A 21,410-nucleotide genomic window follows, 5' to 3' on the forward strand; every position below is an offset into this window, starting at 1 on the left:
TTTGACCGGTGCGGATTTGGCCAATCGCGGCTATTTGCAGGCTTTGAAGTTTGGAGCACAGTTCACCGCGCCGGTTTCGGTCGCGTCGATCGTGCAAGACGACAGTGGTGTTCACGTCGTCAGCTTTTGCACTGGCCAAAAGGTTCGAACACGCACCGTGTTGATTGCGACCGGGGCGTCGTACCAACGGTTGCCGCTGGATGCTTGCGAACGCTTTGAAGGCATGGGCGTTTACTACTCCGCCACATCCGTGGAGGCGAGATTGTGCCGGGAATCGACCGCGGTCGTGGTGGGTGGCGGGAATTCTGCCGGCCAGGCCGCAATGTTCTTGTCGCAGCATGCCGCCGATGTCCGTTTGTTACTTCGTGGGAACGATCTTCGCAAAGGCATGTCCAGTTATCTGGCGGACCGAATTGAAAAGCAGTCGAACATCGAAGTGATGTGTCACACCGAGCTTTGCGAGATGGCGGGTGACAAGCATTTGGAACGAGTTGAAATTCGAAACAACCAAACCGAAGAACGCGAGATGTTGGATTGCCCCTCCGCGTTCATCTTTGTCGGTGCAAAGCCTCACACGGAATGGTTGCCGGATTCGGTGGCGCTCGATGACCGCGGTTTTGTGATGACGGGGCCGATGATCCATCATCACGAAAAACTTCCCGAGGGACGCACGCCGTGTGAGCTGGAAACAACCAGTCCGGGCGTGTTTGCTTGCGGTGATGTTCGCAGCGGGACGACCAAGCGGTGTGCTTTCGCGGTAGGTGACGGGGCGTTGGCGATCACCTGCGTGCACCAGTATTTGCAGTGAGTCGTGACGATGAGCTTTCTCGCTGACTCGTGAATACATCAGCTACATACAGTGATCGCACACAGCGAAGGAATGCAATGAAAAAGAAGGCGTCGAGCGGCGGGAAGGCTCGATAGCGGTGAAAATCTTCGGCATCGCCGTACTGACCGTCGCGAAATTCGTCAGGAATTTCGATCTTTCTCCACGACTTCCATCAGTCTTGATGATTTCCGCTACGGGTCATCTCTGAAAGAGCTATTGAATTGCTTGCAAGTGATTTCGATCGAGACAAAGTCAGCCATCAACGAGCCATCTGGGCTCGGCAAACATCCATGATGCTGTCTTCGGTTTGCAAGTGGCTAACGTGAATGCGTTCGGCGAGCAGCGGGCCCGCCATACGTGAGTAGCGATCGATATCGAGCGTGTTGATGACAACGGCGATGGCCCATCCGCGACGCGAAAGTCCGACGAGCGCGGCGATGTCGGCTTCGGTGGCTTGTTGTAGCATCACCAACATGGTTGTTTCGCTGGAAAGTTGCGATTCGGTTTCGACGAGGAATTCGGCCAGCGTCAGGCCATCGGTTCGCTCGAGACGAGCCAGCGTGCGGAACATTTCTTTCAGGTGCACCGGTCCACGATCGACGTTGACGAGAACCGGTCGCAGTCGTTCGTTGAGTTGTTTGAGCGAAGCCGCTTTGACGGAAGCATCACGCACTCGGTGATCACCGCGAAAACCTTCGGTGCGAATTCGGTCGGCGGCGTCGCGGCCATTGGTGGCCAAGCCAAAGGGCTCGCCCGCGTCATGCAGTGCCGCCGCGATGGATGCTGCCGCGGTTATCGTCAGATCCGTGCGGAGTGGTTCGTGCTGGTCCGGATTGGTGTCGACGTGCAAGTCCAGAATGATTGTCGCGCCGGCGACGGAAGATGGCTCGTAGACTTTGCTGTGCAAGGTTCCGGTTCGCGCAGTCGCGGCCCAATGAACGCTGCGAAGTGGATCACCGATCTGCCATTGCCGGATGCCTCGCAGACGCGTCGGATCGGTCATCGAAGACGCACGAATTTTGATTTCGCCGATCGGCCGACGCGAGCCGATTTCATAGGTCGATAGCAATTGGACCTTTGGCAGGACGGTCACAAACATCGGGCGTGCACCCAACCGATAACGTCGAAACATCCCGACGGGGTCTCCGGTTTCCAACACCGTCGGACCGATCTGGAAATAGCCTCGCCGGAGACAACGCACCGAGTACTCGATGCGTTTGGATTGGCCGGGTAGCAACGCCATGACGGCCAAGCGGGCGCCCTCGATGGGGAGCGGCGTGGTGCGTGGATCGATTGCCATGCCGTCGGCCTGGCGGGCTTGTTGTGTGGCGCCGCGAGGGATCAAGTCTTCGGCGAGGACCCAAGCGACTGGCAATTTGCCTTGGTTGGTGACTTCGACGGTGACGGGAACCAGCGATCCAATCACGACCTCGAGATCGCGGCCTTCTTCGGGAGAGTCCAAACGGACGGCAACGACTCCGGCGGACCACTGGGTTGCGACCCAGTTGCCGATTGCGACGACGGAGGCCACGGTGATCGCGGCGGTCATCCACAATCCTGCACCGGCGACCATTCCTAAGAAAACAACGATTGCGCATACAACGATGATCGTCAGCCAACGCGATGGAGCGGGCGGATCGGATCGCGATTCCGCTGCGTTGCCTTTGTCCGTCATGATGAGATCGTGGGCACCGCGATTTCGCTGAGGATTTCTTCCAGGACCTTTTCCGTGGTTAGTTTCCGCAGCCTGCTCTCGGGGCGCAGGATCAATCGGTGGTTCATGACGGGCGCGATGATTTTCTTGACGTCGTCGGGAGTCACGAAGGTTCGGCCGCGAATTGCTGCCATCGCTTGGCTGCATCGGAACAAGGCGATCGTTGCACGGGGGCTGCCTCCGAGAGCCAAGTTTTCGTTGTGCCGAGTTTGGTGAACGATTTGAAGCAAGTAGTGGCGAACTCGCGGATCGACGTGAACGGACCGAATCGCTTGTTGAGCCGCGACCAATTGTTCGGCGGTGGCGACGGCGGTCATCGAATCAACCGGATGTTTGAACTGGAGCAGGTCCAGCATCCGCAGCTCTTCTTCGATGGACGGGTATCCAAGCGAGAACCGCATCAGGAAACGGTCGAGTTGGGCTTCGGGCAGCGGGAAGGTGCCTTCGTGATCGACCGGGTTTTGAGTTGCGATGACGAGGAAGGGAGGATTCAACGTGTAGGATTTTCCGTCGACCGTGACACGGGCTTCCGCCATGGCTTCCAGCAACGACGCTTGCGTTCGCGGAGTGGCTCGGTTGATTTCGTCGGCGAGCAGGATTTGCGTGAACACTGGGCCGGGACGGAATTCGAACTCAGAGTTCTTTTGGTTGAAGATCGATGTCCCGGTGACATCGGTGGGTAACAAATCGGGTGTGCACTGGACTCGTTTGAAGTGGCAACCAAGACTTTTCGCGAGGGCTCGGGCGAGCATCGTTTTCGCCACACCGGGAACGTCTTCGAGGAGAATGTGTCCTCCGCTGAGCCAAGCGACCATCGAAAGGACGAGCTGTTTGCGTTTGCCCACGATCGCATTTTCGACGTTGCCGATGACGCGTTTGGAAAGTTCCGCAACCGCGGAGACATCGACGGGGGCACCGTTTGCGGACTTGGACGCGGGAGCAGGCGGTGGCGGGGTTGCGTTGCCGCGAGAAGCAGCGGGCGGGGTCGCTTTGGAATTCAAGGGCAAACGCTCCGGTGACGGATGACTCCGATGGACGAGGTCGCGAGGCGGTCGAAACCGTGACGCGATGCGCCCATGATAGCCGGGAAACGCGTATGGCGTGGTGGTTTGGTGGTCCCGCGACGGCCGCAGTTGCCGGTTGAGAAGAATCGGTTGGACCGGGTGGGTGGATCCTGCTGAAAACTCTGTTGGCAGGAGACCAACCCAACAACGAGCTCGTGACGTATAATGGATGGATTCACAATTGACAGTGAACAAATTCTTTTTCTGTTTGCGGGGGTGTGGATGAGCCATGGTCGACGCTGGCATGATCCCAACAGTCTTGGTAACCGACGACGACGCCGATTTTCGCGGCGTGGTTTGCGAGGCTCTCGTGCGCGGTGGCGTGCAAACGCAGCAGGCCGCTGACGGCGACGAGGCTCTTCGCGTCATTGAGAGGACCGCCATTCACATGGTGCTGCTGGACGTGCACATGCCGCGAGTGACGGGGCTCGATGTGATGCGAATTTTGTCACAACGTCCCAACGCGATGCCGTACGTCCTGATGAGCGCCTTGATGGACGAAGCGATCGAGCGAGAAGCGGCTCGGATGCGAGCCTACAAAATTCTTCGTAAGCCAGTTCGATTGGGCAAGCTTCGTGAAATTGTGTGTGGCGGATTGGCGGAAGCCTACGGTTGGCGTCCGCCGGAATGACGGATGAGGACAGTGATGCCAAGCCAACGTCGAGAACCGACATAGAACGAGCGTCGGTGAATCCGTACGCGACTTCGATGCGACCGAGCGGATCGGAACCGGAGCCCGCTGCCAGCTCCGATCAAATCGGTACGGTTCTTGCGTTTGATGGCGAGATCACCGAAGTCGACATTCGGATGTTGATCCCAGAACGTGGGTTGTGGATTCTGTTGGCGGTGTTGATGTGGGGAATGATCATTCCCGCGTTTGCGATCGGAATCGTGGTGGCGACGACCAACATGTTCTTCAGTGGCGTGGATTCCGAAACCGTTTTCGGAATCTTGATCGGCGTCTTCGTCGCCATTGGGTTTGCGGTTGCAACTCAATACGTTGCACCGTCTAGACGAACACGGCGGGCGTTGAAGCAGCGGCCTGACTTAGTGGGGCGTGCGGTCGGCCGGTTTGTGCCGTCGGGTTTACTGTTCAACGATGGTGAACGGACCCATTTTCTGAATGGGGACTATTGCCAGCGAGCCGAGACAACCAAACATGGCATTCGAGTTCCATTGTTAGAAGGACCCTACGTTCAGCTCTATCTTGCCAAGCGATTGTTCGAACGATTCGACGAGACGGTTTGGAAAGAACTGCAAGCGATCTGGCAACAACCCGATGCGAAGCCATTCGATCGCGATGCGGTCATGGAACGAAATTGCCAGCAGTTGGGCAAGCGTCCTGAGTCGGCGATTTCCTTCGACGGACAAGTCACGTTACATGTGCCGGTGGACCACGCGGCGGTGCGGAAAATCATGTATCGAAACGGTGGCATGATCGTCGTTTACGGGGTCGCGGCGTTGCTGGCTTGGCATTTCGGACACTGGTTCATCGCCTTGGGAGCTCTGATTTTGGCTATCAGTACCGTGCGATACTTTTACAACAGTTGGCGATGGATGGCGATTCCAACTCAGGACACCACATGGCATCAGCATGGATGGATCAGCCCTGAAGAAGTGGTCAGTGTCACTGAAACGAACGGTGTACGCTTATTTCGCAATGAGTGCCAAAGAACCGAATGGATTGGCGAGACACTGGTTTGGCACCTGCCAACCAACAGAGCGATGTATTTTTCTCGCGAGCACTTTGAAAGCGACGAAGATTGGATCCGAGTCAGCGAACCCAGTTCGCTCGAATCAGTTCCCTCGATCGAATGACAAGATGGTTTCGACCATCGAATCGACGCATTGATCAATGTCCGGTGCCGAGTCCGACTCAAATGACCCGAGACCGCGAATTTCGGAGAACGATCGCAGCCAGGTTTCTTGTCGTCGAGCCAAACGCCGGGTGTGGAAGACGACTTGTTCAGCGGCGGTTTCAGGTGCGTCACCCGCCGCGATTGCTTCGATGATCTCACGGTAGCCAACCGCTTGGCGTGATGTCTTGGAAAGCGGTCGTTCGAGCTCCAACAAACCTTGCACTTCGGCGACCAAGCCTTCGTCGAACATCTCTTCGACGCGTTTTTCGATTCGTTGATGGAGAACCGGTCGAGGAACGCGGAGTGCAAAGACGAGTCCTTCGCGGCTGGATCGAGCGGCATCGAATTGCAGTTGTCGGTGGCTAATCGGCGTCCCGGTCGCTCGAGCGAATTCGAGGGCGCGAATCATCCGACGCGAATCACCCGGATCAATCTTGGCGGCCGATAGCGGGTCGACTTGTTCTAAACGTTCTCGAAGTGCGCCAATGCCATGTTGATTCAGGTCTTCTTCGACAGCGTTTCGAAATGCTTCGTCGGCGGGCGGACCAGCATCAAAACCACGCAAGACGCCTTTTAAATACATCGGTGTGCCACCGACAAACATCGGAAGTTTGCCTCGGTCGAGGATGTCTTGGACGCAGGCGTGAGCGGAATGCAGGTACTCCGCGACGCTGAATTCTTGCCAAGGATCGACCAAATCGATCAAGTGATGGGGGGCTCGGGCCAGTTGGTCGGAGGTGGGTTTGGCCGAGCCGATGTCCATTTCGCGGTAGACTGCGATGGCATCGAGAGAAAGGATTTCGACTTCTTGTCGGCCATTTGTTCTGGCCGCCAGAGTTTCCGCGACCCGCAGAGCCAGTTCCGTTTTGCCCGAAGCGGTCGGGCCGGTCAGAACGATCACGTCGTCGAACAAAGGGGCAAAGGGCTGGGATCGCGTGTCAGGATGCATCTCGAAAGTCAGCTGATGTGGTAAACTGGATTGTTCACAAGAGACCGTGATCCTGGAAAGGGGGCAACCCGAGTGGGCATGACTTACTTTCGCCGCTATCGCATGGAGATGAACCTGCGCGATTGGAGCGGATCTTGGGACGCACCCGATATGGCCGCTCGCGGATACGAGTGGGTGGCGTTCGATGAGGGATTGGTGCGTGAACATGCGGCCGCGAAATTTCAATCGTTTCGCAGCGAGATGGACGCGGATGTGTTCCCGTGTTTGGGCCGCCGCGATGGTTGTCTGCGTTTGATGCGAGAGATCACCAGTCGTGCCGCATTTGTGCCAGAGGCGACTTGGTTGATCCGCTATCGCGATCGTCCGGGGGGCCGCCCCATTCCCGTTGGCACGATCCAAGGTTTGAATCTAGACGAGTGGGGTGCGGTGCAGAATCTAGGCGTCGTCCCAGAACATCGCGGCAACGGACTTGGGCGGATGCTGATGATGCGATCCGCAGCGGGATTCAAATCCGCGGGGCTGGAACGAATGCATTTGGAAGTGACCACCGCGAATACTCATGCGGTTCGGCTGTACGAGCGAATTGGATTTCGCCAGGCGAAGGTGGTCTACAAGGCTTGCGAAGTTGCCGGGGTTTGAGGCGATTCAGCTCGCTTATTCATCGGCCGAGTGACTCAGCCGAACAGATTGACTTCGCGTTGCTTTTCAAGCGTCGAATAGCGTTCGACGAATCTCGCCCAACCATGCATGATGATGCCGACGCAGTCTGACCGCATTCTTCGCTTTTTCGATCGCGGCATCAAAATGCGCTGGCGACAAAAACATCTCGGCCGTGTGAGGTAGTTCGGCGGCGACGGCTAGGCGATCGATCAAACCGCGATGATAGATCGACAAGCCGTGAGCTCGACAAAGATCCATCGTGACCGCGTCGCTGGTTGGGACTTCGGGTTCGCGTGTTCGATAGTACCAAATCATGCCACCTGCGATCGCAGCCAAGACGAGCACGATTCCGGCAATCAGAGCGATCGGGAGCGATGAGTCTTCTGTGACGGCTTGGTATTGTGGAGCCAAGTCCGTCATGCGGGTGACGTTCATCAACGGCATTGAATGAGCCGTGTCAAAATCTGAAAGAATCTGAAGGGGTTGCATGAAAACGACGTTGGATGGTGAACTCATACCGTCAAGCCTCGTTCTGCCATGGAAACGACTGCGGCGTCTCGCAGCGATCCATCGGGAAGGCTGCAAAGATCTCGTAGCACCGCTTCGGATTGGGATCCGGTACCGTGCGCTAACGCCTGAGCGGTTCTCAGTTTTGCCAGTTGGTGATCGGTCTTCGCGATTTGCCGAAGGGGATCGATCATCAGATCAATAAGCCCCAGTGACTCAGCGAATGCGATGGCATCGAGTCGGTTTTGCATGACTGCGTGTCGCAATCCCTGCCGGACCATGTCGAGGGTGCCGGAATCTGTCTGCATCAGAATACGCCCAAGTTGCTTTCCGACTTCCGGTGATAATTCTCCGAAGATCGGAAGAACTTCGGCAGTGTTCAAATGAGCGAGCAAAGATTGAGCGGCGGCAGCAAGCGGTTTTGATTCGCTGTCGGAAAGTGCGATCAATTCGTCTAGAAGCCGAATGGTCCGATCGCAATCTAGAGTTTGCTCAGTCGTGCCGGAACCGTCTTTCTCGGCATCCAATGCAACCTGTTTTTCGAGCGAATCTTGCAGCACAGAAATCCAGTCTGCCAATTCAGGTGCTTCGATGCGTTTGAGGCAAAGTTCGGCGGTGCGGATGGCGGAGGGGCCGCCTCGTTCCAGCATCGCGATCACCAAGTGAATGGATTCTGGTTCGTGGGGCATCGCGATGGAGTAGGCGTTGCACATTGCGCCGTCGCGATCGCTTCCGAGCGAACGCATGAATGACTCACCGCCACGCAAGCAGTCCGGCAGGCCGTATTCGCGTAAATTGATCGCGGTGACCGGAGTCGGATTGTCGCCAATGGTTTCCAGAAGAGTTTCGCAAAACTTGGCATCGTGACGGCGCAGCAACAAACCGATCACCGGTCCGGGGATTTTGCGCCGCCGAATGAAACCTGCCAGTAGTTGCAGCACAGATTGATGTTCGCTAGTACGCATGCGACGAAGTAGCGTTTCTTGGGTCGGTGATTCGTCACTCATCAAACGTTGGAACAGTGCATCGTTCCAATCCGAGATGACCAGAAACGCATCCAATAGATCGGTGTTTCGATGAGTGTTGTATCGCTCGACCGCTTCGCCCAGCAGTTCTGCGATGGATTGCCGAAATCGTTCTAATTCCGGATTGATCCGTTCTCCGTCGCCACGGTGTCGGACCGCTTTGGACAGCGGGCTGGCAAGTGCCAGGGTCACTTCGCCCGAGGCCGCTCGGATGAGCGAGTCTTCGTGGTTTTGTGCGAGGTTGATCAGTCTTGCCAACGAAGCGGTTTGATTGAGGCAATCCACCAAGTCGATCAGTCGCAATCCGATCGCTTGATTCCATCCGTCTTTGGCCAGTTGTTTTGTGACCGCCGTGCCCAAGTAGCCTGCATCGAGTTCGCCGGACTTGGTCGTGAGCGCCGAAAGCAGATCGTCGTGGTATTTCTCAAAGCGATTAATCAACCAGTTCAGCGATTTCACGTCTTTGCGGTGCGCCATTGCTCGCAAGCAATTTTGACGCGTGGATTGGTCATCACTTGTCGCACCAAATTGCAGCACTTCGCCAGCGCTGGGCGATGAGTGTGTCGTGAGGATATCGAATGTGACGTCCAGTGATGACATGACTCGCGGGGCCGGAAAGGAGAAAGCGTGAGACCGGGGCGTTGTCTCGAGATTGATTGGGAAGAGTGTGTGATGTGAGACGGATAGCGATCGCCCGGCCGCTCACGCATATTGAGACAATGCCCAGTCAACAGTAGCCCTTGGATGGTGAGGGTCGGTTAAACGCTCCCGAAAAAAATCGCTGTCGCGGTTTGCCACCCGGCACAATCGATCCATTGTTCGCAACAGGTGCGTGGAATCGCTCTGGTGTTGCGTACAGTTGGGATGGCGCCGATGGCAAGGTTTATGCCGGTGCGGATCCGACTGCCTAGAACCTTGCTTGGCGTTGCTGCAGGTACTCGGTCAGTGCACGGTCAAACGGCATGCTGGTGTCCAACGGCACGTAATCGATTCGCAAAGCGGAACAGCCTTGGGAATACGTTTCGCGAAAAGCGGCGATTTGATCGAGGTACTCGGCTCGGAATCCGGTCGCATCGACCGTGACCAGTTCGCCTGATTCGGGATCTTCAAATTCGACGGGACCGTCGTATGGAAAACGAACCTCGGCGTCGTCGAGGACATGAAAGACGATCACGTCATGACCGCCGTGCCGCAAACGAGCGAGCGCCGCGAGCGTTTCTTCCGGATCGCCCAGCAAATCAGAGAACAACATCACAAGGCTGTGTTGTTTCAACATCGCGGCGACCTGAACCAAGCATCGCGGCAGTTCCGTGGTGCCTTCGGGAGTCATTCCGGATAGGGCCGCCAAGACATCTCCCAGATGCCCGCGTCGACTCCGCGCAGGCAAGATCGCTCGCAGTTTGTCGTCAAAGGTCAGCAATCCGACGGGGTCTTTTTGCAAAGACATCAGATATGTCAGTGCGGCCGCCAAGCACGTCGAGTACTCGAACTTCGTCATCGAGGTTCCTTGGCGGAAACCCATCGACTTCGATAGATCCATCAACAGAAAACCGTTCAGGTTGGTTTCCGCTTCGAACCGTTTGATGTAGTGCTTGTCCGTTTTGGCATACACCAACCAATCGATCAGCTTTGGATCGTCGCCGCGATTGTACAGACGGTGATCACTGAACTGAACCGAGAACCCTTGTAGCGGACTGCTGTGCAATCCTTGCAAGAACCCTCGCACGACCATGCGAGCGCGCAGATCGAGTCGTTTGATCTGTTGCAGTGTTTCAGGTGAAAGAGTCGATGTCATGCGGTGATGCCGAATCGTTCGCGGCGTACCAATGCACCATCGACCAACTCGAAACGCTCGTTCATGTCATCGGCCAACGACAGCGAGTGAGTGACGGTCACCAACACCGTGTTCTGCTCGGCTTGCAAACGCAGCAACAATTCCGTGATCGTCTTCGCGGTTTTCGAATCCAGGTTGCCAGTCGGTTCATCCGCCAACACAACGAATGGTTGCATCAGCAAGGCTCGGGCGATGGCGACACGTTCGCGTTCCCCGCCCGACAATTCGCGAGGCAGGTGAGTGGCTCGGTGAGACAATCCAACGGCATCGATCAGTTCCGCCGCACGCGTCGTGTCATCGCCCGTTGGTTTCCCATTTGCCAACGCGGGGATGAGAACGTTTTCTGTCACCGACAGTTGTGGCAACAAATGGTGATCCTGAAAGATGAAACCGATCGTTTGGTTTCGATAGGCAGCTCGCTCACGTGCATCGAGTGCAAACGGATCTTGACCGTTGATTTGGACGGACCCGGAGTCGGGTTCGTCGAGCGTTCCAAGAATTTGAAGCAGCGTTGTCTTGCCACTTCCGCTCGGGCCAACAATCGCGGCAGATTGTCCGGGGGAAAGCTCGAGGTTGACGCCTCGCAAGACGGACAGCGGTTCGCCCGCGGTGGGATACGATTTCGACAGCTCGGAAACAACCAACACGTCCGTGGACTCCGTTTTAACGACTGGGATGCAACCGGCTCAGTCTAGCAGTCTTCCGCCTGAACGTCTCGATGCGAACGAGCTGGTTGAAGTTTGCTGTCTGTTCGACGTGGCTTTCGATCGACTGGTGTTCGAATCAACTGCTGCTGAGTTGTTCGTTGTCGCTGACACATATGGAGCGAACAAACAGGATGAGTTGCCGGCTCAAACTCAAACCGATGAATTGCGGGCTGGTGGAGCAGATTCAAGCTGTTTGAGAAGTACCACCAATCCGTGGCAACAAGTCGCCTGAAAATTGGGCGTTGCCGCGATGTTTTTAAACACTCATGCAAATTTGCGTTGCGTGCTCAATGTTTGAAATCAAGTGGTGGCCGCGTACCCCAAAAGTCAAACGCAGAAATTAACCAAAAAACTAAGATTCTGCGTTCTATAGAGGGCGATTTGCGGCACCTAGAGACTTGCTTAAGTCGCGTAACGGGGCGTTACTTCGTGCCTTTTTTGCCGTGTGCGCATTTTTAAGCGAATGGTTTGCAAACGGTGCGATCGCGAATTCGAGGTTTTGTGTGGTGGAATGATGGTTGCGTGTCATCAGGGAATCCAAAGGTTCGAGTTCGCTCGATGCCTGCCAACCGAATCCCTGTCATATCGAGAGTCCGATGTTGAAGTACCCGTCTATGTCATCCCGTTTTCACATGCGTTCGGACGACGCAGATCAGCCGATTCACGCACGGCGAGGTTTCACCTTGGTTGAACTGCTCGTCGTCATTGCGATCATCGGGGTGATGGTTGGTTTGCTGCTGCCAGCTGTGCAGTCTGCTCGTGAGGCAGCTCGTCGCATGAGCTGCAGCAACAACATGAAGCAGATCGGTTTGGCACTTCACAACTATCATTCCGCGTTCAATTCTTTTCCCGCATCGGGGCGACCTGAGAACTACACCGCCAATGGTTGGGCTCGGAAGTCGTCATGGTTCATTGCCATCTTGCCGCAACTGGAACAATCAGCCATCTACGATGGCATTGATTTCTCCGCATCGTCGTTCGACAAGATGAACGCGGGTTGGGCCGCACCCGTCGTTCACTGGGAAGAAATGAACCAAGCGCGTGTACCGGGGTTTTGGTGCCCCTCGAGTGTGCTTGCAAAAACAAATCTGTATCCAACGAACGATGCGACTCAAGCGTTGGGAGCACCCGAAAATCTGGAAGTTCAGATTCCTGACTATGCCGGCAACAGCGGTTGCAACTTCACCGGCGGAACCATCGATGATCACCCGACCGCAGTTTGGGACTGGGGTGGCGTTCATGCTGACAACGGTTTCTTTGGTATGAAGTTGCGATTTGGTACACCGTGGCCTGGTACGGAGACCCGATTCGCTTCGCTACTAGACGGAACTTCGCACACCATCGCGGTGGGTGAGCAAGGTGGCGTTCACGGAACCTTCAACGATCACCGCGCTGGATCGGTTCTCGGCGGCATGTGGTCTTGTGGTACCGCGACCGCCGGAAACTCGAAGAACAACTACGTCGTGACTCGTTACCCCATCAACTACTCCGGCGACGATTGGCCATCGTGGGGCGGACTGAGGTGGAATGGCGGTTGGGAGAAAAACGGTATGGAAACCGCTTTTAATAACACTGCGTTTCGATCGCAACACATCGGCGGTGCCCAATTCGTAATGGCCGATGGTTCGGTGCAATTCATCACCGACAGCATTCAATTCGAAATCTACACGGCATTGATGGATCGTGCGGACCGGTCGGCGATGGAAGGACTGGAATGATGAACCTGAATCAAAAAGCAATTTTCGAGAATCCAAATCGAATTCGACCTCACCAGTTGCTGGGTTCGTCCATCGTGCTCATTGGTTTATTGAGTACGTTGTCTGGATGCGGCCCATCGGGCCCCGAGACCGGCGAGGTTTCTGGTGTGGTCAGCATGGGAGGGGCGCCGGTACCTGGAGCCTCGATCACCTTCTATCCTGTCACCGGCCGGCAGTCGTTTGGCAAGTCGGACCAAGAGGGACGCTACACATTGGAGTACGCTCAGGATCAGCCGGGAGCGGTCACGGGGCAGCACCGAGTTAAGATCATGACCGGAGGCATGGGAGCACCCAGCATGCCGAGCGGGCCTGCAGAAAGTCCCAGCAAATCGCGATCGCGTTCAAAAGGAATGGAACCACCGAGGGAAGTCACGCTTCCAGACATGGTGACGGTCGAGTCTGGTTCGAACGAAATTAACCTGGACATTCCTTCGGCCTGACCAGCCGGCTAGCGACGATAGTCCGATTACCTCGGCTGCGATTGTTCGGTTGATCGCGGCCGGGGTTTTTTGTTGGCTGATTGCCCCCAGGGCAGGATATTTTTCGGTGTGTCAGTATGATGGTTGGGATGAATTCATCTTCATCTCATGCGGCTAACGCCGACGAACCGGTTCACTCTTCCATCGGATTACGAACCTCCTGGTCCGACGTGGTTGTGTCATTGATCGTTCCAGCTGCTCTCGTTTTGTTGCTGGTTGTGGTGACCTGGATGCAACAAGGCTTTGTGGCTGGGATGCGATGCGGAACGGATCTGATCCAGCCCGTTGGTTTGGTGTGGCTGGGGATGTTGGCATTGACGGTGTTTGCGGTCCGGCAATGGCGACGTGGAACACAATCCGCGGCCAAGGCCCTCGGTTGGTTCGCCTGCTTCATTCTTTGGTGGATCGTCGGCAACGGCGATTTCGCGAACTGGATGAGCGGCCGCGTTGAGAGTCCGTTGCAAACGGAACCAAGCCCTGCGTTGGAGCAACGCGATCTCGATCGACCGTTTGATGCGGTCGTCGTGCTTGGTGGCGGTTCGTCCGCCATCGCACCCGGGTTTTACGAATTGGGGCGAGATGGCGAACGAGTCATCTCGGCGGCTCAGGCGTATCATGCGGGGGCGACACGGAAAATCATCGTGACGGGATCTTCCACCGATGGGTATGAACCGCCGTGGAAACAGTCGACTCAGTTGCTGATGTCGCTGGGCGTGCCGGAAGACGTGATCGTACGGATCGAAGGCGTCAACACTCAAGCCGAAATGCGTTCGCTCAAACAGTTGATGGATTCACCGCCGTCGGAAATGAACGAACTTCGTCAGGGCAACGGCGACTCGCCGGATGAGCTCAAGGTCGGATTGATCACCAGCGCGTTTCATATGCCGCGAGCCATGCGGTTGGCAAAGGCGTCTTCGCTCGAGCTGATCCCGCTGCCCTGTGCCTTTCGTGCCAAGGACAAGCAACGCCCATGGGTTGCTTCATCATTGGTTCCAAAGGCAGAGAACCTCGAGACCGTCGCGAAGATGATCAAAGAGACCATTGCGAAAATCGCCGGGCAGTGATTTAGCAGGCAGTGATTCAGCAGGCAAGGATTCGCTGCGTGGTGGTCGGTCGGCGATTGGATGCCGGATGGATATTACAGGTTCAGTTCATTCAAAGTGGGCTCGAGTGCCACCTTCCACTTTTGATAGCCCGCATCGTTTGGGTGTAGCAAGTCGGGAAACTCCTCTTTCTTTGCGTCGCCATTTTCGTTTGCGAATGGCGTCCAAGTATCGACCAGGTGCACGCCATCGTTTTCATTGGCGATCTCGGTCAGCAATTTGTTGAGGCGTTTAATTTTGCCAGCGGGACGTGACTTGGTTTCACTGCTTGGCATCACGAGGCAAATCACGATTGGCATCTCCGAATCGTGCGTATGCAATTCTTTGAGAATCAACCGAACGTTTCCGGCGATGGTTTTCGGCGTGGCATGCTCCTCCAAGTCGTTTGTCCCCATCAACATGACGACCGCTTGGGGATTCACGTCCAGCACGTCTTCTTTCAATCGATACAGCATGCCGCGAGTCGTATCGCCGCTGATGCCGCGGTTGGCAACTTTACGATCACCGAACGCTCCACGGAAATCGTCTCCCCAACCTTGTGTGATGGAGTCACCAAGGAACACGATTGCGTTTTGGTCTTGTTGCACGCGCGAGGCAAAAGTGGATCGTCGTTTCTGCCACAAATTCTTCATCCAGTCATAGCGACGGACGGGACCCTCGCCGGCCATCGAGTCGTTGGATTCTGGAATCAAGAATTGTCGTTCGACCGTGGCGGCATCTTGGGCCATTGCCGAAGAGCCGAAGCACAACAAACCGGCTTCCAAGCCAACGCAAACACACAAGAGACGCAGACAGGACGATCGACGTTGATTCATTGAAGCAGACTCACGGAGCGAATTCGGACGGGACCCTTTTAGTTTATCATGAACCTTCAGGGCGATGATGTCGCCATCCAGTTCACGATGGAGGTGCCGGTGCCGAAACCAAAATTGACGTTGGTCTCGATGAGTGGATTGCGAGTGGGGCATGAGGAATTGCTTCAACGCGGATTGAAGTTGCCCGGATTGGCTCGCCGCGCGTCCGCTCTTTCGCAGTTGCCTCCGCTTGGCTTGCTGACCATTGCCGCGTTGGTACCGGAGACGTGGGATATCGAACTGGTCTTGGATGACGGTGTCACACGAGAGAGCGAGGTGGCCGAACGGATTTTGTCTGGGACATCTTCGTCGAATCTGCCGCGAGTCGTCGCTTTTTCGGCGCTGACTCCCTCGGCCGATCGTGCGGCACGAATCAGTCGACTGGTTCAGCGTCCCAACGTGACAACTGTGATCGGAGGATTGCACGCGACGGCGGCACCCGAACATTGTCGCCCGCACTTTGATGTTGTCGTTCAGGGCGACGGAGAAAGCACGTTCGCGAATTTGTTGGCGGATGTGATACAGGGATCGACCGTGGCTTCCTATCGAGCTGATGGATCGTTCTCACTCGCGGATTCGCCATTGCCGCGATGGGATTTGTTGGGAGAACACTCGCCACCGCGGTACACGATTCAATCGATGCGAGGTTGTCCATGGGCGTGTTCGTTCTGCGCGGCAAGCCGAATGCTTGGGCCGGCCAGGGTCAAACCCGATGAGCGGTTCGAAGCGGAACTGCAGGCGATCTCACGCCAACAATCGCGGCCGTGGATCGAGTTGGCCGATGACAACACTTTCGCCAGTGATCGCGATCATGGACCGATGTTGGAATCACTCCGTCGCCATGGTGCGCGTTGGTTCACTGAATCCGATTGGCGAATCGCGACGCAGCCGAAACTGCTGCAGCAAATATCGGAGAGTGGATGTCGACAGATCTTGATTGGGTTGGAGTCCAGCGTGTTTCGCTATCCAGGCATGGGAGCCAAGAACGCGGATTGGGAACGTATGCTGGAGGCGGTCGTTGCGATTCAAGAAGCTGGCATCGTCGTCAACGGTTGCTTGATCGTCGGAGCGGACGGAGAAACGAGGGCATCAATCGCTCGACTGGGAGACTTCTTGGAAGAAGCTCCGATGGGTGAGATTCAGTTGACGTTGCAGACACCGTTTCCGGGAACCAGCCTTTACAAATCGTTGTCGCAATCGAGGCGGTTGCTTCCCGGTGACTTCTCCAGGTACACGTTGTTTGACGTGGTTTATCAGCCAGATCAGATGACGGCCGAGCAATTGCAAAACGAGTTCAATGATTTGGTCGAGCGAGTGTTTCGTCCGGAGGCTCAGGCACGACGCGATTCCATTCAAAAGAAGATTCGATCCTTCCGACGCACCGCGAGAAACCAGGTATGAGCGACTCACCTGACAGTGATCCAACAACGATGCGGCTGCGAGATCCGTTGCTGTTTTTGTTTGGAGTCGAGTCGTCGATCCGACGCGTGTTGCGTTGCCGTATGTCGCTTGTGCTGGCATTTGCTTTGGTTGCGACCGCCGCCATGGCTCGCGAATACGATGCGGTCAGTTGGATGCATGCGCCGCAAGATTTGCTTGGGCCATTTGCAGCTTCGTTGGTGATTTGCACCGTTTTGTTTTTCACTGTGCAAATCTGTTTGGCATTGACCGGTGTCAAACGTGATCCGCGAAGCAATTCGATCCGGGATTACCGAATCTTTCTGGTTGGATATTGGATGACCGCGCCGCTGGCTTGGTTGTACGCGATTCCAATCGAGACCATGGCGGATGAAGTCGTGTCGCTTCGTTTTAATTTGGCGCTGCTGTCAATCGTTTCAATCTGGCGAGTGTTGTTGTTCAGCCGTGTCGTTGCCATTCAGTTTGGTCTTCGATGGTTCGTGCCATTGTTTTGGATCTTGGTCCCGTGCATGGTCATCGCGTTCTTCGCACTTCTTTCAGCGCAGTTGTCGATGGTGTCGTTGATGGGTGGGATTCGGTTGACGCAGACTCAGCAAATTCTGGTGAACTATCAGTCGACGGTTGCGGGAGGATGCTTCTACGGCATCATTCCGGTGTTGCTTGCCGCGTTGGCTTCCATCGGGATGTCGAGCAACCCGAAACATCGTTTCGAGGAGGTTGCCTCACGCAACGTTTCAATGCCAAAGATCGTTTGGCTTTGGCCCACTGTTTCGGGTGCAGTTCTATTGTTCGCCGCGATGTTCTTTCAACCGAATCTGGTTCGCTCGGCAAAGGTGGATTCGTTGCTTCGCGAGGGGGCCATCAAAGAAGCGATCGTGACGATGCAAGCATCGGGAGAGGACGCGTATCCAGTGGTATGGGATCCACCACCGAAGTATCCAGATCGCGGCGAGGGATTGCCGGAAATTTCGCTCATTGCCGACGCGATTCAGAAATCCAATGCGGACCGCTGGATCGTTGACAGGTTGATGGTGCAAGCCGACGAAATCGCGATGCGACAGAAAGGATGGTATCAGGGTACAAGAAGTCTGGAATACCTACGCGAACGTCTCATGTTCGAGGACGAAGAGACGCTCGCCCGCATGCTGGATACGTTTGGGAAACTTCGCGAGTTGGAGGTCGGAGACCAAGAAACTCGAGAGCATCGCAACGAGTTGATTGAGATCATCGAAGAGGCGCGTGAGGCAGTGATCCAAGCGAAGGAATTGAAAGCGAGCGAGGGCACCGCTGAAGACGAGAGTGTCTCGGAGAACCAAGATGCTGAAACCGAAGAACCTGTCGTTTCAGAGAAGGAGAGCGGTGAGTGAAGTGGATGCGGCGAGTGATCACAGATGTCGTCCCGTTTGTTTCACTCCATCGATTCCAATTGTTGTTTGGTCTCGCCGACAATTTCTGCCGCCCATTCTTGGTCTCCGTAGAGCGTGATGATGCCTTCCAACACTCGCGTTTTCTGATCTCGCGGGAGTCGGAGTGCGGTCGTGAGACGTGAACGCAGGGCGAGTTCCCGCTGACTGTTGGCAATGTGGTCGGATGGATCTTCTTTCAATCGCTCCAGTTCATCACGAACCAGTACTTCCAACTGCTCAAGCTCTCGTTGCCGAAGTCGGTGCTTGAGTTTGTCGCCGGGTGACATGACGTACCCGGCGGATTCGGGATCCACTTCGATGGAGTAAACATCCAGCCACGCTTGCAGTTGTTCTGCCGCATCGGCGGTCGATGTTTCTCGTAGGGACAAGGCTTGTAACAGTGACTGTTCCGCGGGAGGCATCTTGGATGAACCACCCGCCGTCCTCGCTCGGTTCTTCAGCTGTCGGTAGGTCGATTCGAGTTCGACCGAACGTTGCCACTCGCGAACTTGGTCAGCACGTTCGTCGTCGGGATACGCATTCAAGAACTGAGTCATGCGTGATGATTGTGATCCGAGGTCTCCGTTCACTTCGGCCGCTTGAAAAGACTCAAACAAAGTCGATGCCGAAGGAGTTCGGATCGAGTAAGCGAACAATCCCAGGCCACCGAGAAGAACCAAAACCATGCCGGCGATCGAAGCCCACTGGACCCAATTGGATTCCGAGCCTTCAGCGCGATGCAGGTCTGACAGATAGCCGCCGGGAGGCGAATTGGAATCAATCGTTTGAAAATGAGTCTTGACCGGTTCGTTGTTTCCTTTGGATTGGGTCGCCGAATCGTTGGTGCTGGTCATCGCCGGATCGGTCAGCGGATCGGCAAGGTTGCTCGGATGATCGCCTGCCACAACGCGTCGTCCGGTCGGATGATCACCACCGGTTTCGTTGGTCGGCAAATCTGGCGAAACCTCGCGAGAGGCGTCAGTGTGATGGTGGCCTCGTGTGTCCAAATCGCCAGCCAAGTTGGGTGGCAATTCGGGCGTGAAGTCTTCGTCGCCGAGTTGCGTGCGGGAGGCTTGTTCGTTCAGCGTGCGGCCACGTTGCAAACCCGCGCGGGTGGCCTTCAGTCGATTCATCACCGCGAGGGCGGTCGGGGGACGGTCGGCCGGATCTTTCTCTAGCAACTGGTGAACGATCTCGACGACTTCGGCCGGGATGTCTGGGTTGATCAGATCCAATGGAACCGGACGATCGCGTTGCAGGGCCTCGACGACTTGCGTGACTTTCTTTCCCGCGAATGGGGCTCGCCCAGCCAGCATCGCATACATCACGCTGCCGAGTGCGTACAAATCGGTGCGAGGTGTGATCGAATGGCTGCCGGCTTGTTCGGGAGCCATGTAGTCAGCGGTCCCGAGCACCGATCCGTGCAGGGTTTGTTCACCGAAGCCAAACAGTTTTGCGATTCCAAAGTCGACCAGTTTGACTTCGCCAGCGTCGGTTAGAATCAAGTTGGCTGGTTTGAGGTCGCGATGGATCACGCCAATGTCGTGAGCGTGTTTCAAAGCGGAGCAAACCTGCGATGCGATATCCAAGGTTGGTAACCAACCCAGGCGTTTGACATCGCGAATTCGTTTTTGGAGTGTTTCGCCGCGAACCAGTTCCATGGAATAGAAAAGCTGTCCGGCCTCTTCGCCGTAGCCGATCAAGCGAACGATTCCCGGATGCCGCAATCGTCGCAGGGTTTCGACTTCCGCGTCGAACCGTCGTCGAAAACGCATGTCGTCGGCAACGTGTTGAGCGATCAACTTCACCGCGACTTCTTCGCCGGATTTCGCGTGCTTGGCTCGGTAGACCGATCCCATGCCGCCGCGACCGATGACGCTTTCAATCTGGTAGGGCCCCAGCTGTTCTGGCTCAGCCATTGAGGTCCGTCCAATCGCTTCGCGGTTCTTGCGAAATCTCAGTCGGCTCGCCTTCATCGGAGAGCGATTGGATCTTTTGTCGGGTGGCTTCGACGGAATCCGCATCCATCAGAGGACGCAATTTGATGCGGAAGGATTTTGTTTCGCCGGCACCGATGTCAACCAACCGGCCCTGTTGTTCTTCGAATCCGCGTCGGTTTGGGAAACCGGTTGCAGGTTCCAATCCGGTGACGTAGCCATCCGTTTCGGCCGCGGTGTTTTTCCACAAGACGAAGGCGGGCAAGGTGGACGTTTTGAAGCTGACCGCGAAGCCGCGTTTCTGTTTGGGAGACATCAACATCGCGTGCGTGTAACCGGTTTCATCGGCCCGAGGTCGGCCAAAGTAAACGCGTTCGGTTTCGCCGGTGGTTGGACCATCGAATTCATCCCAACGGTCAATTTGTTCGGCCGCGTGAGCGTCTTTGGGAGCCAGTTCATCAAGCGTTGAAACGAGGCGACTGTTCTCGCCAAGGACCGGCGATCCCAGGTTGATGTGGTAGAGCATTTGCATCGTTCGCGGCATGGCGAGTTCGTTCGTCACGTCGTCGAGCAGTTCGACTTCGGTGCGATCGGCGTGGACGCGAATTCGCGAACGCATTCGAAAACGCTTGAAAAACAGGCGTGTTTCGATGGTTTCGGCGATCAATTCGACGCGGCCGCTAGCTTCGTCAAACTCAAGCGACAATGAATCCGCGGGCGTGTTGGCGATGTGCCCGTGCAGCGGGTATTCGAGTTTTCCGTTGGCATCGTGCTGAGGGGCACCGTTGCTTTCTAGCCCGCATCGCACGACAAGTTCATCGAATCCCGACAACCAACCCAATCCGCTGGGTTCCGATACGGGAACGTGGCTCGGGTGAACCGGTCCGTTGACTGGTGAATGCCAGCCAAAACGAATTCCATCGCACTCGATCCGCCAAATCGACATGCCACGCGTCGGCAGAACATCGACGTGCATGCGACTGTTCTTCAGCCGTACGATTTCGACGCCTTCGCTGACGCCGCCGCGGAAGATTCCGTGCCGGATCGTCCAATCGCCCACTCGGGTCGACAAATCCAGGTGCAGCGGGCTGTTCGTGTCCCACTGGATGCGTTGGTCACGGTCATCGACTTCTCGGACAACGATGGATTCGGTGGCCATGAAGGGCTTCCAATTCAATTCGAGGGTGGCGTGCGAAGCCGGGGCATTCTGGACCCGGCCTCTGAACTTGTATAGACCTTCGCTGCGGCCTAAAACATGTCCTGGAAACGGTCTGGGCGCAATTCGTGCTGATTGTGTTCCATGCGAA

Annotated in this window: 20 protein-coding genes; 10 read left to right on the forward strand and 10 right to left on the reverse strand. The window is 56.0% G+C overall.

The window, feature by feature from the left end; genetic code table 11:
- A partial coding sequence (locus RE6C_RS06455) for an NAD(P)/FAD-dependent oxidoreductase (RefSeq protein WP_039961369.1) occupies positions 1–808 on the forward strand: 808 nt, incomplete at its 5' end.
- Between the two features lie 280 nt (positions 809–1,088).
- On the opposite strand, the gene RE6C_RS06460 is transcribed toward RE6C_RS06455, so the two are convergent.
- Complete coding sequence (locus RE6C_RS06460; protein WP_008654965.1) at positions 1,089–2,504, reverse strand: DUF58 domain-containing protein; 1,416 nt, start codon at positions 2,502–2,504, stop codon at positions 1,089–1,091.
- Entirely contained in the window at positions 2,501–3,544 is a 1,044-nt protein-coding gene (locus RE6C_RS06465) for an AAA family ATPase (RefSeq protein ID WP_008654969.1), read from the reverse strand. The genes RE6C_RS06460 and RE6C_RS06465 overlap by 4 nt, the downstream gene beginning before the upstream one ends.
- A gap of 292 nt (positions 3,545–3,836) precedes the next feature.
- Here RE6C_RS06465 and RE6C_RS06470 point away from each other — a divergent pair, with 292 nt between their 5' ends.
- Both RE6C_RS06470 and RE6C_RS06475 read left to right on the forward strand, forming a co-directional pair.
- Positions 3,837–4,238 (forward strand): response regulator, encoded by a 402-nt coding sequence (locus tag RE6C_RS06470; RefSeq protein WP_008654971.1) that lies wholly within the window; start codon positions 3,837–3,839, stop codon positions 4,236–4,238.
- 56 nt (positions 4,239–4,294) lie between these two features.
- Positions 4,295–5,425: a hypothetical protein gene (locus tag RE6C_RS06475; protein WP_236617989.1), complete on the forward strand. Its 1,131-nt coding sequence runs from the start codon at positions 4,295–4,297 to the stop codon at positions 5,423–5,425.
- Here the strand turns inward: RE6C_RS06475 and miaA are convergent.
- The gene (miaA, locus tag RE6C_RS06480) at positions 5,405–6,415 is read right to left on the reverse strand and encodes a tRNA (adenosine(37)-N6)-dimethylallyltransferase MiaA (protein WP_008654973.1); all 1,011 of its coding nucleotides are present in this window, start codon (positions 6,413–6,415) and stop codon (positions 5,405–5,407) included. The genes RE6C_RS06475 and miaA overlap by 21 nt on opposite strands.
- Before the next feature lie 72 nt (positions 6,416–6,487).
- Between miaA and RE6C_RS06485 the strand changes: the two genes are divergently transcribed.
- The gene (locus RE6C_RS06485) at positions 6,488–7,054 is read left to right on the forward strand and encodes a GNAT family N-acetyltransferase (RefSeq protein WP_008654974.1); all 567 of its coding nucleotides are present in this window, start codon (positions 6,488–6,490) and stop codon (positions 7,052–7,054) included.
- A gap of 66 nt (positions 7,055–7,120) precedes the next feature.
- On the opposite strand, the gene RE6C_RS06490 is transcribed toward RE6C_RS06485, so the two are convergent.
- The 4 genes from RE6C_RS06490 to RE6C_RS06505 form a co-directional block, all read right to left on the reverse strand.
- Positions 7,121–7,591 carry a hypothetical protein gene (locus RE6C_RS06490; RefSeq protein ID WP_008654975.1) on the reverse strand — a complete coding sequence of 157 codons (471 nt, stop codon included), beginning with the start codon at positions 7,589–7,591 and terminating at the stop codon, positions 7,121–7,123.
- Positions 7,588–9,207: a hypothetical protein gene (locus tag RE6C_RS06495; protein ID WP_008654976.1), complete on the reverse strand. Its 1,620-nt coding sequence runs from the start codon at positions 9,205–9,207 to the stop codon at positions 7,588–7,590. Before RE6C_RS06495 ends, RE6C_RS06490 begins: the two co-directional genes overlap by 4 nt.
- A 307-nt stretch (positions 9,208–9,514) precedes the next feature.
- The gene (locus RE6C_RS06500; RefSeq protein WP_008654978.1) at positions 9,515–10,402 is read right to left on the reverse strand and encodes a DUF58 domain-containing protein; all 888 of its coding nucleotides are present in this window, start codon (positions 10,400–10,402) and stop codon (positions 9,515–9,517) included.
- Positions 10,399–11,088: an ABC transporter ATP-binding protein gene (locus tag RE6C_RS06505; protein WP_008654979.1), complete on the reverse strand. Its 690-nt coding sequence runs from the start codon at positions 11,086–11,088 to the stop codon at positions 10,399–10,401. The genes RE6C_RS06500 and RE6C_RS06505 overlap by 4 nt, the downstream gene beginning before the upstream one ends.
- Positions 11,089–11,092: 4 nt before the next feature.
- On the opposite strand from RE6C_RS06505, the gene RE6C_RS06510 reads away from it, so the two are divergent.
- From RE6C_RS06510 to RE6C_RS06525, 4 genes are all read left to right on the forward strand, one after another.
- Positions 11,093–11,380 (forward strand): hypothetical protein, encoded by a 288-nt coding sequence (locus RE6C_RS06510; protein WP_039961370.1) that lies wholly within the window; start codon positions 11,093–11,095, stop codon positions 11,378–11,380.
- Positions 11,381–11,762: 382 nt separating this feature from the next.
- Positions 11,763–12,866 (forward strand): DUF1559 domain-containing protein, encoded by a 1,104-nt coding sequence (locus RE6C_RS06515; RefSeq protein ID WP_236617990.1) that lies wholly within the window; start codon positions 11,763–11,765, stop codon positions 12,864–12,866.
- Entirely contained in the window at positions 12,863–13,345 is a 483-nt protein-coding gene (locus RE6C_RS06520; RefSeq protein WP_008654982.1) for a carboxypeptidase-like regulatory domain-containing protein, read from the forward strand. Before RE6C_RS06515 ends, RE6C_RS06520 begins: the two co-directional genes overlap by 4 nt.
- Before the next feature lie 116 nt (positions 13,346–13,461).
- Positions 13,462–14,448 (forward strand): YdcF family protein, encoded by a 987-nt coding sequence (locus RE6C_RS06525; protein ID WP_008654983.1) that lies wholly within the window; start codon positions 13,462–13,464, stop codon positions 14,446–14,448.
- A 74-nt stretch (positions 14,449–14,522) separates the two neighbouring features.
- Here RE6C_RS06525 and RE6C_RS06530 read toward each other — a convergent pair whose 3' ends face one another.
- Positions 14,523–15,302, reverse strand: coding sequence for an SGNH/GDSL hydrolase family protein (locus tag RE6C_RS06530; RefSeq protein ID WP_008654984.1), 780 nt, complete (start codon positions 15,300–15,302; stop codon positions 14,523–14,525).
- Positions 15,303–15,401: 99 nt separating this feature from the next.
- Here RE6C_RS06530 and RE6C_RS06535 point away from each other — a divergent pair, with 99 nt between their 5' ends.
- A complete protein-coding gene (locus RE6C_RS06535) occupies positions 15,402–16,742 on the forward strand; it encodes a B12-binding domain-containing radical SAM protein (RefSeq protein WP_236617992.1) in 1,341 nt (446 codons plus the stop codon).
- Positions 16,739–18,127 carry a hypothetical protein gene (locus RE6C_RS06540; protein WP_008654987.1) on the forward strand — a complete coding sequence of 463 codons (1,389 nt, stop codon included), beginning with the start codon at positions 16,739–16,741 and terminating at the stop codon, positions 18,125–18,127. Before RE6C_RS06535 ends, RE6C_RS06540 begins: the two co-directional genes overlap by 4 nt.
- A 41-nt stretch (positions 18,128–18,168) precedes the next feature.
- Here the strand turns inward: RE6C_RS06540 and RE6C_RS06545 are convergent, their stop codons facing one another.
- Together RE6C_RS06545 and RE6C_RS06550 are read right to left on the reverse strand one after the other, a co-directional pair.
- Positions 18,169–20,085 (reverse strand): serine/threonine-protein kinase, encoded by a 1,917-nt coding sequence (locus tag RE6C_RS06545; protein WP_008654988.1) that lies wholly within the window; start codon positions 20,083–20,085, stop codon positions 18,169–18,171.
- On the reverse strand, positions 20,078–21,262 hold the full coding sequence (locus RE6C_RS06550; RefSeq protein ID WP_008654989.1) for an aldose 1-epimerase family protein: 1,185 nt from the start codon (positions 21,260–21,262) through the stop codon (positions 20,078–20,080). Before RE6C_RS06550 ends, RE6C_RS06545 begins: the two co-directional genes overlap by 8 nt.
- Between the last annotated feature and the right edge of the window lie 148 nt (positions 21,263–21,410).

The organism is Rhodopirellula europaea 6C (genome assembly GCF_000338295.1).
GTDB lineage: Bacteria > Planctomycetota > Planctomycetia > Pirellulales > Pirellulaceae > Rhodopirellula > Rhodopirellula europaea.